General features: G+C 63.2%; 9 protein-coding genes. 6 read left to right on the top strand and 3 right to left on the bottom strand.

Annotated features, from left to right (window positions below; translation table 11 throughout):
• Positions 1 to 8 precede the first annotated feature (8 nt).
• On the top strand, positions 9 to 1,790 hold the full coding sequence (locus K678_RS17500) for a hybrid sensor histidine kinase/response regulator (RefSeq protein ID WP_021130646.1): 1,782 nt from the start codon (positions 9 to 11) through the stop codon (positions 1,788 to 1,790).
• Between the two features lie 42 nt (positions 1,791 to 1,832).
• On the opposite strand, the gene K678_RS01275 is transcribed toward K678_RS17500, so the two are convergent.
• The 3 genes from K678_RS01275 to K678_RS17495 all read right to left on the bottom strand — a co-directional run bounded on the left by K678_RS01275 (position 1,833) and on the right by K678_RS17495 (position 6,577).
• On the bottom strand, positions 1,833 to 2,216 hold the full coding sequence (locus tag K678_RS01275) for a response regulator (RefSeq protein ID WP_021130645.1): 384 nt from the start codon (positions 2,214 to 2,216) through the stop codon (positions 1,833 to 1,835).
• A gap of 41 nt (positions 2,217 to 2,257) precedes the next feature.
• The gene (locus K678_RS01270) at positions 2,258 to 3,478 is read right to left on the bottom strand and encodes a methyl-accepting chemotaxis protein (protein WP_021130644.1); all 1,221 of its coding nucleotides are present in this window, start codon (positions 3,476 to 3,478) and stop codon (positions 2,258 to 2,260) included.
• A gap of 120 nt (positions 3,479 to 3,598) precedes the next feature.
• Positions 3,599 to 6,577 (bottom strand): ATP-binding protein, encoded by a 2,979-nt coding sequence (locus K678_RS17495; RefSeq protein WP_021130643.1) that lies wholly within the window; start codon positions 6,575 to 6,577, stop codon positions 3,599 to 3,601.
• A 442-nt stretch (positions 6,578 to 7,019) separates the two neighbouring features.
• Between K678_RS17495 and K678_RS01260 the strand changes: the two genes are divergently transcribed.
• From K678_RS01260 to K678_RS01240, 5 genes are all read left to right on the top strand, one after another.
• Complete coding sequence (locus K678_RS01260) at positions 7,020 to 8,243, top strand: tyrosine-type recombinase/integrase (RefSeq protein WP_021130642.1); 1,224 nt, start codon at positions 7,020 to 7,022, stop codon at positions 8,241 to 8,243.
• A gap of 162 nt (positions 8,244 to 8,405) precedes the next feature.
• Positions 8,406 to 8,624: a helix-turn-helix domain-containing protein gene (locus tag K678_RS01255; RefSeq protein WP_021130641.1), complete on the top strand. Its 219-nt coding sequence runs from the start codon at positions 8,406 to 8,408 to the stop codon at positions 8,622 to 8,624.
• Positions 8,625 to 8,638: 14 nt separating this feature from the next.
• Positions 8,639 to 9,283, top strand: coding sequence for a hypothetical protein (locus K678_RS01250; RefSeq protein ID WP_021130640.1), 645 nt, complete (start codon positions 8,639 to 8,641; stop codon positions 9,281 to 9,283).
• 1 nt (position 9,284) lies between these two features.
• Complete coding sequence (locus K678_RS01245; protein ID WP_021130639.1) at positions 9,285 to 10,565, top strand: toprim domain-containing protein; 1,281 nt, start codon at positions 9,285 to 9,287, stop codon at positions 10,563 to 10,565.
• Between the two features lies 1 nt (position 10,566).
• Positions 10,567 to 13,164 carry a hypothetical protein gene (locus K678_RS01240; protein WP_021130638.1) on the top strand — a complete coding sequence of 866 codons (2,598 nt, stop codon included), beginning with the start codon at positions 10,567 to 10,569 and terminating at the stop codon, positions 13,162 to 13,164.
• The last annotated feature ends 915 nt before the right edge of the window (positions 13,165 to 14,079 follow it).

The raw sequence follows: 14,079 nt of genomic DNA, 5'->3' as shown, positions 1-14,079 counted from the left end.
CCGCGCCGATGCCAGCCCGCCATCCGATCGACCCCGAGGAATGCTTCGGCCGACTTCAGACCGAATTTGTTGCCGCCCCCGATGAAGCAATTCTTGAATCGATCGGCGACCTGGGGCGGATGATGGCGGTGTCCGGGCTGCCGCTCGAAGGAGTCCTGGACGTCCATTGCGCCGGGTTGAGCGAAGCCCTGCGCCTCGCTCCGACCCAATCCGACGAGGTGGTCAGCGCCGCGACGATCTGCCTGTCCGAACTGATGGTCGCCTGGCGAACCACGACGGAGAATATCGGCCTGCGCCCGGCCGAGACCCCCGAGCACGGCCCCCCCTTGTTCCTCCGCTTTTTCGCCGATGGACACATCGCGGTGGAAGATTGGGACGCGCCCGCCGCCCTCCCCGTCACCGACGGCCCGCCGCCATCGACCCTCGACAACCTGCTGGCCGATCTCGCCCCCCTCGCCCGCAGGGATCACCTCGCCGCCGCGCTACGCAACCGACGGATTCTGGTGGCGGAGTGCCGCCCGTTCGCGTCGGGCCGCCGCTTCAAACTGGTGATCTGCCCATTCCAGCAGGGAGACGGAATCGTCGCCCTCCACGACGTCACCGAGCAACTGGCGCTGGCCGAAGCGCGCCAGCAACGCCAGAAGCTGGAGAGTCTGGGTCAATTGGCTGGCGGCATCGCCCACGAGATCAACAATCTGCTGCAACCGATTCTCTACGCCGCCAAGTTCATCCAGGAGGATCATCCCGACCAGCCCGACATCGTCGAGAACGCCCAGATAATCGTCGATAGCGCCAACACCGCCGCTGGCGTGGTGCGCGGCATTCTCGCCTTTAGCCGACGCAACGCGATGCGGCGGGAAACGGTGCGGTTGGGGCCGACCGTCGCGGTCGAACTCGACCGGCTGCGGACCACGCTGCCTGCGGGCGTGGCCCTGATCGCCGACCTTGACCGCGCTGGCGACGCCACGACCGAGGCCAATGCCGGGGAAGTGTCGCAGATCCTGCGCAATCTGGTCGGCAACGCCGCCGACGCGATGACGGGCGAAGGCCGCGTTAGCGTCGCCCTCGACCCGCTCGACCTGGGCAAGACCGAGGCGCTGCGGCTCGCCGTGCCCGAAGGCCGCTATCTTCGCCTGTCGGTCTCGGATGACGGACCCGGCATCCCGCCCGCCGTGGTCGGCCGGATCTTCGACCCGTTCTTCACCACCAAGGGCGTGGGCAAGGGAACGGGTCTCGGCCTGTCAATCGTCCGGGGCATCATCGAATCGTGGAAGGGCACGATCGCGCTCCGCGAGGGAGGGCCGGGCACCACCTTCGATCTGTTTTTCCCGATCAGCACTGTCGTTACCGCCGCCGCCTCAGCCGCCGCCCCGGCCATCCCGGCAGGCGATGGGCGGGTGATCCTGGTGGTCGATGACGATTCAAGAATCAGAAGCGGGGTGGTGCGGATTCTGGACCGGGCGGGATACCGCCCCCGCGAGGCGGCCTCGGCGCGCGAGGCCTTGGCCTTTCTCGACACGGCATCCGCCGATCTGGTGCTGACCGACCTGATGATGCCCGACGGTGATGGGGTTGAACTGATCTCGCAGGCCCGCGCCCGCTGGCCCACCCTGCCGCTGTTGGCGATCACCGGATCGGGCGAGTCCGACATCAAGGCCCGGGCGGAACAAGCCGGTGCCTCCGCCTTTTTGTCAAAGCCGGTTTCGTCCGAGACTCTGCTGAAGACCATTGCCGCGTCGATCCGGAGCCAACCGGATGGGCACGCCGATGACAACCCGACCCGCGTCTGACCAAGCCGGATTACCCTGGGGCGGCGTTCTCGCCAGTGGCGATCACCCGGCGATATCTTGGATCGCGGAATACAATTGGGCCAACGAGAACGGCTTGCGGATCAGCTTGTTCACCCCGGCGCCGCGAGCCATCTCCTCGGTCAGTTCCTGACCCGCAGCGGTCACCAGGATCACCGGCAGGGCGGGATCGGCTCCCTCCTCTCCCGCCCGGATGCGCCGGGTGCATTCAAGCCCGTCCATGCTCGCCATCTTCCAATCAAGAATGGCAAGACCAGCCCCGTGCGCCCCGATCGTCGCCAAGGCCTCCACCCCGCCGGCGACCTTCACGATCTCCCAATTCCCGGTCCAGGCCAAAGCGCGAGCGATGATCTCCCGCAATATCTGGTTGTCTTCGGCGATGACCGCCCGTTTTGCAATGCTGGTCATGGATTCCTTCGTAACAGATCGGGAGACGCTAACAAAAGGACTCAGAACAGTTCGATCGCGGTGCCGCCGGTTTCGGACGGCTCGGCTTCGAGGCGGGACAGCGCCTGCTGAACCATAGCGTCGAGTCGGCCACGATAGCGGGCATTGACGTCTTCGTGGCTGATGGACGAGGGATCGGACATCTCGATCACCGTCTCCTCGATTCCTTGCGAGATTTCCTTGAAACAGGTGGACAACCCGGTCAGACGCCGTTTGACGACGTCCTGGAACTGGATCGACCCGATCATCCGCATGATCGGCTGGGACAGGTTCTCGTTTTCCTGCTGAACCTTGGCCAGGGTATCACTCTGCTGGCTGACCAGGATTTGAAGGTTCTGGGTCAGTTCGGTCACCGCCCCGGCGATCACGCCAAACCCTCTTTCTTCCTTGGCGATGCGCTCGTTGACGATGGATTGCAGGCTCTCGCTGACGGCACGTTCAAGATTGGCGATCCCCTCGCCAATCGCCACCGCCGCCTGGTCGGATTGCTGCGACAACGAGCGAACCTCGTCGGCGACAACGGCAAACCCCTGCCCCGCCGAACCGGCCCGGACCGCTTCGATCATCGCGTTGAGCGCCAGCATCCGGGTCTGGCGCGCGATCCCCCGCACGGTGCCGACCGTCTCGCTTAACGACGACACGACCCGACCGACATCGTCAACCTGGGACTGGACCATCTGGATGTCCTGTTGACGCTCGGTCGCGAACTCTTCGATCAGACTATGGCAGCGTTCGAGTTGGGCTTCCGTTCGCTCGATGATCCGCGTCGCCCGGCTGTCCGATCCGCTGGTGCTGATATAATCGAGCAGGCGCCGCAGCCCGGATTCCACCTCTTTAAGCCCGTTCATCAGCGACAGGGCGTTGGTCTCGGTGTCCTGGATTACCTCGGAGGTCTCTTTTTCCATCAACCCGGAAAAATCACCGAAATATTTGATCTTTTCGGCGATGCACACTCCACAGCGGAACGAATCGAACACCGGTTCTGGTACGAGGGCAGGCTCGCGGGATGTGGCAACGGCGCTTTGCGCCACCACCGGAGCGGCAGCAGAGGAGCGAACGACAAACAGAACAAGCGGGACAAGACCCACCACGGCGAAAACAAGGCGGAGCAGAACCGCTGCCCCCGCCCCCAGGCCGGGAAGCGCCCAGAGCACCCCTTCCCCAGCCAGAACAGCAACCGGCACCAGGGTAGCCAGAACGGCGATCCCCCTGCCTTTCGTCATGTCTCCAACACGTCGCATGGGTCGCCCAATCAATCCATAGGTAGTAACATAAAGAGATTCATCCTTACCCGTAAGAGGAATCACGCATCCCCCATCGCGGGCCGTGCCGAGCCATCGCATTCACGGTGAGGACAAAACGGTGGGTTCCAGACGCAGAATCGCCTCGATCAGGGGAGTCAACGCCGTTTCCAAACGGTCGATGGCCTTGGAACAATCGTCGAAATCCTGGGCCCGAACGGTGAATTCCAGGTCCACGGCGGCGTTTCTCACCGCCTCGGCCCCGATCATCGCCACCAGCCCCTTCAGGGTATGGACACCCTGTTCCAACGCGGTGAAATCGCGGGCGGCCAGGGTCAGACGCAAATCGTCGGCACGGCGGCTGTTCTGCCGGGCAAAGCTGCTCAACACGTCGAGATACATTTGCGCCATTCCCGACAGGTGGCGCAGACCGGCGCGGACATCAAGGCCGGGAATATCGACGGCAAGTCCGATATCCCCGTGGTCGGCTTCGACCAGACCCAGCAGCCCCTGGGCCTCGGCATGGCCGATTCCGGTTACCCATTTCAAGATGGCCTCGTACAGACGCACCGGCTCGAACGGCTTGGCCACGAAATCGTTCATGCCCGCAGCCAGGCAGTCTTCTTGCTGGCTGCGCATCGCGTTGGCCGTCATCGCGATGATCGGCAGGTCGATCTCGCTCTTGTGCTCGCGGATCAGCCGGGTCGCGGCCAGCCCGTTCATCCGCGGCATCTGAACATCCATCAGGACGATTTCATAATCGCCCGCCAACGCTTTCTCGACTGCCTCTTCCCCGTTCTCCACCACGTCGAGGCAGGCCCCGACCGCCTCCAACAGCCCGGTGGCCACCAACTGGTTGGTTGGATCGTCCTCGGCCAAAAGGATGCGGGTTCCTTTCAGCAGAGCAACCGACGCCCCGGTATCGTCTTCGGCCTGCGTCGTGGCGGGGGCCAGATCGTCGGAGTCGCTGTCGTCACCGGGAAGAATCCCCAGTTCGGCGGTGAACCAGAACGTGCTTCCCCGTCCGGGGACACTGTCGACACCGACCTCGCCCCCCATCAGTTCGGCCAGTTGGCGGCAGATCGACAGGCCGAGGCCGGTGCCGCCACGTGCGCGCGACAGTTCGGTGTCAACCTGCTGGAACGACTGGAACAGCCGCGCCATCTGCTCGGGGGTCATACCAACCCCGGTATCGCTGACCGCGACTCGAAGCCGCGTTTTCGCCTCGCCGCACGGTATGGCGGTCACGTCGAGTCCGACCGATCCGGCCTCGGTAAATTTAATCGCATTGCTGAGGTAATTGCCGACGACCTGAATCAGCCGCATCGGGTCGCCCACCAACCACGACGGCACCTGGGAATGGATCGAGACGTGCAGGGACAGACCGCGTTCCTCGAGCTTGGCCCGGAACGTCGCCAGCGCCTCTTCCAGGATCGTGTCGAAGCGGAACGGCACCGACTCGATCGCGAGGTGACCGGCCTGAAGCTTGGAGAGGTCCAGGATATCGTTGAGGATTCCCATCAGGTTACGGGCCGAGGTAACGGCGACCTTGACCTTCTGGCGTTGCGGCTCGGACAGGGGACCTTTCAGCACTAGATGCAGCATGCCGATGATGCCGTTCATCGGCGTGCGAATTTCATGGCTCATATTGGCCAGGAACTCGCTTTTGACCCGTGACGCCTCGCTGGCGCGCAACTCCGCCTCCTTGAGCGGGGTGATATCGACATGAGTGCCGAGGATACGCCCCGGCCGCCCGTGGCTGTCGAGGGCGACCACCCGCCCCCGCCTCAAAATCCAATGCCAGCCGCCGTCTTTTCCACGCAGGCGAATTTCCTGGGAAAAGTCCTGGGATCGGCTGGAGACGAGGGCGCGGTTGGCGTTTAAGGCCTTGTCGCGATCATCGGGATGGATCAGATCGCCCAGACCGTGTTCGGTGATCGGCTCCTCGCTGGACTCATAGCCGAGCATGCGGAAATAGCTGGGGCTGTAATAGGTGGTGTTGTTCTCGACATCCCAGTCCCACACCCCGTCATGGGTCGCTTCCATGGCAAAGCGGAACCGTTCCTCGCTCTCCGACAGCGCCCGACGCGCCGCCAGATGACGCGATTGCCAGTTGCGGTAATAGGTCTTGGCCCACACCACGCTCAGGATGAAGAAGATCGCCGTCGAAATGGTCGACCATTGCGCCTGCTGGTGCCACGGCATCAGATAATCGCTTTCGGCCAGACCGACGGCGACGAAGAAGGGATAATCGCCGATGCGAACGAACGACACCGTGCGCGACGTCCCGTCCCAGGTGGTTCCGCTCCAATAATCGCCCTGACGTGCCCCCTGGGCGACCAGGGCGGACAATTCGGGCGACAGAACTTTGTTGCCACGAAAGCTCCCGACCGGATCGGGATGGCGGACGATGTTCGCCATCGTCTCGTCGCGCAGACTGATTCCGCCTTTGCGACCGACGTCGATCTGCGACAGAACCTTCTGGAGGTAGTCGAGGGCAATCACCGAATTGACCACGCCGATGAAATTTCCATCGGCATCGGCGACCCTGCGGGCCATGAACAAAGACGATTTGCCGGTGAAGCGGCCGACATGCGGGCCGCCGAACACGGTCCGTCCGCTGGTTTCCTCCCGCGCCTTCACGAAGTAATCGCGGTCGCTCACCTGAATCGCATTGTGTTCATCGATATCAGTGCCGTACAGGATCGCGCCACTCGGGCTTAAAATCCGCAAGGAATCGATGTAAGTCGATTGCGACTTCAGGTCAGAGGTCAAGGATTTGAGAGTCTGAATGTCAAGATGGCCACCCTGGAAGTGTCGGCTCATCTCCTTGGCCAAGGCGAACATCGCCAATTCATTGATGGCAAAGGTGTCGTTAAGGGATTTTTCCACCGATTTGGCGATATTGCGGGCATCGACCGCCGCCTGGTGGCGATATTGCCCCAGACTTTGCCAAACGGCCGTTCCAGCTCCCCCCGCGACGAAAAGGTTGGCCACGAGGACGGCCAACACCAGCCGCACCAACAGGCCACGACTGGCATAAGACGCGACAGCCCTGTCCTCGGGCGTTTCGTCCCTCATCGTCACCTCTCCGGCCCTCGCGCCTCGAATGCCGCGTCGCGTCGATGGCTCGGACACGCAGGCCGACGACACAACGCTTGGAACGTACCAGAGAACCGTACCGCGTTTCTCCGTCCAAACCAATACTTATCGCATATACTTATGGGCAGATTTCATCCGGGGGGGGAGATGGCCAGACACCATCGCCCAGATAAAAAACCCCCGGGTAAAAACCCGGGGGCAAAGTCAAACAGGGAGGCTTCACGTCTAGGAGACTGGAAACATCGGCTATTTTGCCGAATTCCCCCGGATCGTGGTGGACGGATATGAACGTCCCAATCAATTGATATTGAATGAATATAGTGCCATGATGCCACTCGTGGCCGTCCAAGCGTGTTCGCGGTCATCCACGTCCCACCGAATGTTTTTGCCACTGGGATGCCACTTGGAAATTGGAGACCGCATGCCGAAGATCGCCAAGCCGCTGACCGACTATGTCGTTAAGACCCTCAAGCCGGGCCGGGACCAGACCGGTTCGAAGGAGATTTCGGACGGAGGCTGCCGGGGGCTGCTACTGCGTCTGACCGCTCGCGGCGAGAAGTTGTGGTGCCTCCGCGTCATGGTAAACGGCAAACGCTCCTTCCACCCTCTGGGGGCCTACCCAGCGGTCTCATTGACCGAAGCACGCGAGCGCGTGCGGGTCTATGCCTCGGAGGCGCGGGCAGGTGTTTCCCCCGCCGAGATGGATGCTCGCCAACGTGCCGAATCACTGACCGTGGCCCGTGCCCATGCTGAATACATCGAGGCCCTTCGGCCTGCCCTCCGGGCCAGCACGATCAATCTGAAGGAATCGATGTTCCGCGATCACGTCGCCCCTGCCCTGGGCAAGCGGATCATCGGGACCGTTCGAAAAGCCGACTTGATCGAGGTGGTTGCCGCCGTCACCGCCAAGGGATTTCCGGTTCAGGCCAACCGGGTCTATTCGGAATTGATGGCCCTGCTGCGCTGGTGCGAACAGAAGGACTATCTCGACGGAGTGCCATCAGCGCGAAAGAAGGACATGCGCAAGGTGGCGGGAACCGCCCAGGAACAGGCCCGCCGCCGGACATTGACCGAAGCCGAGCTTACCGCCGCATGGATCGGAACCGCCGACATGGGCGATTTGTCGCGGGATTACATCCGGCTGTTGATGCTGACCGGCCAGCGCCGCGATGAAGTGCGCCTGATGGACTGGTCCGAGGTCGACCTTGCCGCTGCCCTCTGGACGATCCCTGCCGTCAGATACAAGACCAACATCGCCCAGGCCGTCCCGCTGTCGTCCCAGGCCATGACAATTCTCCGGGCGCGGTGGGCCGAAGGGGCAACCGGCCCGGTGCTGCTCGGGCGGGGCGACGGGAAACCATTCAATGGCACATTGAACGCTCTGCGCCGGTTGCGAGTCCTCGTCGGGGGGAAGGGCGATTTTACCCTTCACGATATCCGCCGCACCCTGCGAACCGGCCTCGCCCGCCTCGGCGTGGATGAGACCACCGCCGAACTCGTGATCGGCCACGTCCCCCAGGGGATCGTTAAGGTTTACGACCAGCATGACCGCATGGACGAACGCCGCGCTGCGCTTCAGCAGTGGGCCGATCACCTCGACCGTCTGGCCGCCCCGGCGACGAACGTGATTCCGCTTCGAGCCTAACCGAACGGTCAGGGTGATCCTGCCGTCAGCAATCATCTTTCGGAACGACTAAGGGTGGCAAACGCCACCCTTTTTTAATGCCCAACAAGAATCGGACTCGCCATCAAAATTCAATATGTGGTATGCCTGCGTCCAGATAAACCCAATATGCAGGAACGCATAATGATTAACCGCATCACCGAACCTCGCCCCGCCCCGCTGGCTTACAGCATTCGTGACGCCCTGGCTGCCGTTGGCATCGGCCGGTCGTCTCTTTATTCCGAGATCGGCGCAGGCCGGTTGAAGACCTTTAAAATTGGATCAAGGACGCTGATCGCCGCCGAGGACCTCGAATCGTGGCTCGACTCCTTTCGCACTCCCGCTGCCCTCGCCGCGAACTAGACAAGGACAACCCAATGAAACGCCCCCGCCCGATTCTTGACACCGTTCTCGACGGCACCGCCGCGATTCCGCCCGATTGCGGCACGCCGTGCGCCCCTCGCAACCTCACCCGCCCGCCCCCGATCGCGGACCAGATCGCGGCAATGCAGGCCGCCACGCCTCCCCCAAAACGCCGCCCCTCCAAAAAATCGAGGGTTCTGGCCCGCCGCCGCGCCATCTGGCTGGCGCTTCAGGCCCGTCTTCAGGCTATGGAGCGGATGGCGATCAACAGAGGCTTGATCACGGTTGGCGACGTGTATGAAAAGCTGATCAACGAGATTGAGAACATCATCGCTCGTGACGCCTCAACCCCTCGAAACCGCAATCTGGGCAAGGTCGGCATCCCCGGAGTAGACCCGGTCGCCGACGAAATCTGCGACCTGCTGACCGAGGGCAAGCGGGTGGTGATCGATCTGATCGAGATGATTCCCGAGCAGTTCCATCGCCACCACCCGGCCCGCTACACGGCAGCGGAATCTGAAGGCCTTGCGTCGGTCGGGATGTTGTTCATGTGGGCTGCCGATCCTCGTGAACATCGTGCCGATCCGGCAGAACTGGTCGCCTGGATGTTCGACGTTCCGGTCTCGCCCGAGATCGGGCATCGCGAAGAGGCCGCATAGGATGAAGGCGCGAAAGGACGATTCGAAGGGAATTGATGACGCCCTGCGCGCCTCTACCGAGGAGTTGGTGTCCTATTTCCGGGGGCTGCCGAACAAGTCATTGTCTAGCCGGAATGAAATGCGGTGGGGGAATTGCGGTTCCCTCGCCGCCGTCATTCACGGCCGCAATACCGGCAAGATCACCGATTACGAAGGCGGTCCTGGCAAGTCGTACAGCCCGCTCGGATTCATCGCGGCCGAACTTCGTTGCGATATGGCGGGAGCCTTCAAGTTTGCACGCGACTGGTTAAATCTTAGCGATGATCGCCCTGCACCGACTGCCAAGCAGGTCAAGTCGCCCGAACCGGTGCCCGCTGCTGACGCCGCCTCGCGTCGCAAAGCGTCTCGGCTCCGTAATATCCTCGCGAGCCTTCGCGACCTTTCCGGCACGCCGGGCGAACTGTATCTGCGAAATCGCGGCATCCATATCGACCGTTTCCCCGATGCGGTTCGTTGGATGACGCCGACCTGGGGTGGGCTCATCGATGGGGTCCCCCAGCGCGGCGGCGCATTGGTCGTCATCGCCACCAATGCCGCCGGAAAACCGCAAGCCGCCCAGGTCGTCCATGTCACCGACGACGGCCTGAAGGCACCGCAGGAGTTGGTCGGCGGGGTGGTGAAGCGGACAGCAGGCACCTTGGCAGGGGCTGCCGTCCGCCTGCCGGGCACCGGCTCGGTGGTGCTGGCCGAGGGACCGGAGACCGGCCTATCTATCTGGGCCTCGACCGGGCGCGAAGTCTGGGTTTGCCTGGGGGTCTCGAATTTCGCGAAACAGGTTCTGCCACCCGGTGCCACGGTCGTCATCGCCCGCGACCACGACAAGCCCGGATGCCCAGCCGATAAGCAGGTTGCCAAGGCCGCCACCACTCTGACCGAGGCTGGCCACGCGGTGCGGATCGCCCGCCCGCCCATCGTCGGCGACGATTTCAACGACGTCTTGAGGCGCGATGGTGCCGAGGCAGTCCGCGCCCTGATCGACGCAGCGGTGCTGTTCGAGCCGACGCCGGAGACGGTCGAGCCGTCCTGGCCGATGCCGACCCGCACCATCATCGAAATCGCCGCCACGGTCGAGGCGGAGATCTTCGCCTTCTTCGATCAGGTCGCGCGCAATCCCGGCAAGAAGCTGTGCATCGGAATCATCGGAGACTGCGCAGCCGGCAAGACCCGAGCCGTGATCGCTGCCAGCCGCCGGATCGCCGCCGCCGAGCGCACCGCCGCTGCCGCCGCCGCTTGGGTCCATTGATATGAGAATCGCGACGTTCAGCCCTGGCCATGTTCAAACTCGCGATCTCGTTGACCGGTGGGGAATCGGGGAGGCGCGCCAGTGGCTCGGGGTCGATCAGCCCGACCCGATGATGAAGGGACAACTGGACGAGGTCGGCCAACCGATCCGTATGTGCCGGTGCGCCGGGGCACTCGCCGAGGTCATCAAAGCCGGCGGCCATCAGGGGCACCTCTGCGGTTCCTCCGAGACGCGAGGATATTGCCCGTATCACCCGAACAGCGGCGGCGATGTGTGTGGCGTCTTTCGGCAGCACGGCGAGGCGGAGACCGGGGCTGTTCAAAATTGGAATTTCGCTCACACCAACCTCGCCCATCCGATTCCGAAACCGATGGTTCGATGGGGTTTCAGTGCCGCCGCCATCGATGAAGGATTCTGGTCGGCGATGCTCGGCGGGTTCGGCACGCCTTGCAAAATCGCTGCACAGCTCGTGAGAAACAGTTGGTCCGCCGGACCATGGGCCATTCCCGATCATCCCGGCGAGCGCGAGGGCTGGGCCGGCGAGGTGGTCGAGCACGTCTGTCGGCTTATCGCCAACGCCATCCACGACACGTCGGAGACTGGGCGGCTGCGTCGCTCCAGCTTCATCGACCCTGGAAAGCCGATGGTCGGCTTCACGTTTGCCGCCCTGCTCCGGTCCGCTCACGGGTACGTCTGGAGGGCCAAAATTGACCCGACCGACCTGATCACCCCCGGCATGTCCGAACGAGCTGCGAAGGCGAAACTGAAGAAGATCATCGAACACAACAACCGTGTCCAAAAGACCAGCAAGCTTCTCGAATTGATGCTGCTGACAATGAGCGGCAACGGTGATGGATCTCCCTATATCAGGGTCATTGAGGACAAGATTGACACTCCTGAAGGAGAGGTTCTGGTCGATTATTTTCACATGAAGTGGCGCACTCCTATCCATGATGATTGGCTCAAATTGCCGACCCTCTGCGCGGACGCCACGATGCGCCCGGAAATCACCAGGGTCTGGTTGCCTGACCTCGACATCGGGGTGCCGGCCGAGACGGCGAAGGTTCCCGAGGGCGTTCGGCTCCGTCAGCTCGAGGACCGCGCCGTCTCGTACACGATGATCCGCCCCGATCAAAATGCGAGCGAGGAGACCCAGAAGACGCAGCGTAACAACTGCGCAAAGATCGCGCGCCATATCGAGGTTAAGGTGCATCAATACAGGGGCGCTGGCGGTGCTGGAATCGACACCGCCGTGATGATGCCGAAAGCTACCGAAGAAGAAGTCCTTCGGAGCTTCACGCCGACCGAAGCCAGCGGAATCGGCCATTTCGGGAACATTCGCGGCTTCGACGGCTGGAAGGAGGTCGGATACGAAGGTGTTTATGGCCGTCCCGCCATCAGCCCCGCCGCCGCCGAAGATATCGCCTGGGTGATCTTCGGAGAGGTCGGCCTGTCGCTCAACGGCGAGGACTACCCCAAACGCCCGGTTGGCCGGCTCATGGCTGACGGCACCGGGCGGCCGGCCCAGCAGGTTTACCACCCGGACCCCCAGGTCGAGGCGGTGCGCTGGTCCACCACCGAGGGCGAAATGATCCAGGACATCGCCCGAGGTCGTCACGTCTGGCGCGATGTCGCCCACCCGCTCGCCATCGACATCGGCACCAACGTCTGCTTGCCGATTCCGATGCACGAACTGATCAGTTGGGACCAGTTGATGGCCGAGGGCGGGCCGGTCGAGTTGATGGTGGCTCGAGGGATCGTGCCGGCCGATTGGGTTGGTACTGCCGCCCTCCTGAATTTCCCGACGCCGAACGCAGCCCGCCAATGGTTCAACGACAACCCGACCGCAGCCGCCGCACGGAACGAATTGCTGAATAGCGCAGAAATCCCAATGGAAGACTCTCTTATTGGGATTTCTGCGCTATTCGCATGGTCAGCGTTCAGCTACCGCCGCCAGGGTGAGCGGAAAGGTTCGACCCTCCTGGCACGCTCCGACCTCGCCGACCCCCGCGCCGTTGCAGAGAAGTATCTTGGCCCGCTTGATCGCTGGGAACCGGCCGGCACCGCCGAGAAGAAGCCGCCCCGCAAGACCATCACTCCCGACATCGCCGCCGCCCCGAAGGAGATCGCCACCATGACCGTCGCCGCCGTCGCCCCCCAGGTTGCGCCCCGCCCGGTCAAGGTGCCGTCTGCGCCGGTCGTTCGGGACTACCTGCTCGGCGCTCCCGGCACCCCGTATGTCGCCCCCGCGCCCGAAGCTCAACCGGCGGGGCGGGCTGAAATCGTCGAACGGCGGGGCCAGGGCGGAGCGATCCGGCGGATCATGGTCTTCAGCTCTGCCGTCGTTCACCTCGACGTGCCGCTCTATGCTCCGCAACCCAACACCCCACCCGAACAGCCCGGCATCGTCAGGGCTGTCGGCGCGGTACGACCGATCATGCCGAACGTTCCGGTCGGTCCGAGCTATGACCAGATATTGGAACAAGTGACCGGTGGACTGCTGGCCGACGATGCCGACAGGGCCGAGGCGTTGAGGCGCTGGCATGCCGCCGAACTGCCCGCTCAAGCCATGCTGGCGGCGCTGGGGGCAGGTAGATAGTTTCCGGCCACAGACACCACCCAGCCGCGAACTGCCGCCCAAGGTCCGCGCAGCCCTTTGGAATAGGTCGGCGCGGTCGGGCGAGACCGGGTGCGGGGCGGGGGTCGGTGCGGGATCGTCGGCCAGGGCGCGGCGAACAGTCTTCGCCGAGCATCCCAGTTCTTCGGCGATCAGTGATGCGGCGCTTTTCGGGCGGCCGCCGCCAACGCCACTGCCGACCCCTTTGTTACGAGGTTTCGCCGCAGGCTGCGGCGAAACCTCATCATCCTTCGCCTCGACCAGCTCCCCCCAGGCCCGAGCGTTGAGTGGCAGTCAGAGCGACCATCTTAGGCATTGATTGCGCGAAACATTTTTGGCGTGATATGGTCAACAACTACTTTGGGAGTTGCGCGTAACATGGGCAGGAAGCGAGATGAGACCCCAACACCAGCAGCCGCGAGGATGCGCCTCGCGCGCGAACGCAGGGATCGGGGTGACGCGGTAGTAACCATGTTGATTGGTAGGCGCGCCGTTGAAGCGCTGGCCGAACGCGGTTTGCTCGATCCGGGGGCGGCTGGGGACGCAAACGCCGTGACGTGGGCGGTTAGCCAGCATCTCCGGAACACGCTGTTCGTTTCGTGAAACAAATCGCGCGCCGGTCTGAAGGTCTGAAGGTTCGCGAAACATTTCCCGGATCAGTCATGCGAGGTCGGCGGTAGGCGGGAATAGCACACACTTTCAAGCGTGTTACGCGTGCGCGCGCGAGGCCGTGTCAGCGGCGCGCTCCTTCCCCGTCACCCGGCCAGCCGGGCCAGCCGGGCCAGCCGGGCCAGCCGGGCCAGCCGGGCCAGCCGGGCCAGGGCTGCCATTGCTGCACCCGCGCTGAAAGAGCAATTCGGGACACCACACCCAGAAATAGGAATATTCCCCTACACA

Origin of the sequence: Magnetospirillum fulvum MGU-K5 (genome assembly GCF_000442515.1) — a bacterium.
Lineage (GTDB): Bacteria > Pseudomonadota > Alphaproteobacteria > Rhodospirillales > Magnetospirillaceae > Phaeospirillum > Phaeospirillum fulvum_B.
Note: the sequence above shows the minus strand (reverse complement) of the source record. Positions and strands in the feature narration are given on the sequence as shown.

Excerpts from the sequence above, each read along its gene's own strand:
- K678_RS01255 (WP_021130641.1), top strand. The coding sequence starts at position 8,406 with ATGATTAACCGCATCACCGAACCTCGCCCCGCCCCGCTGGCTTACAGC.
- K678_RS01250 (WP_021130640.1), top strand. The coding sequence starts at position 8,639 with ATGAAACGCCCCCGCCCGATTCTTGACACCGTTCTCGACGGCACCGCC.
- K678_RS01275 (WP_021130645.1), bottom strand. The coding sequence starts at position 2,216 with ATGACCAGCATTGCAAAACGGGCGGTCATCGCCGAAGACAACCAGATA.
- K678_RS17500 (WP_021130646.1), top strand. The coding sequence starts at position 9 with ATGCCAGCCCGCCATCCGATCGACCCCGAGGAATGCTTCGGCCGACTT.
- K678_RS01245 (WP_021130639.1), top strand. The coding sequence starts at position 9,285 with ATGAAGGCGCGAAAGGACGATTCGAAGGGAATTGATGACGCCCTGCGC.
- K678_RS01270 (WP_021130644.1), bottom strand. The coding sequence starts at position 3,478 with ATGACGAAAGGCAGGGGGATCGCCGTTCTGGCTACCCTGGTGCCGGTT.
- K678_RS01240 (WP_021130638.1), top strand. The coding sequence starts at position 10,567 with ATGAGAATCGCGACGTTCAGCCCTGGCCATGTTCAAACTCGCGATCTC.
- K678_RS17495 (WP_021130643.1), bottom strand. The coding sequence starts at position 6,577 with ATGAGGGACGAAACGCCCGAGGACAGGGCTGTCGCGTCTTATGCCAGT.
- K678_RS01260 (WP_021130642.1), top strand. The coding sequence starts at position 7,020 with ATGCCGAAGATCGCCAAGCCGCTGACCGACTATGTCGTTAAGACCCTC.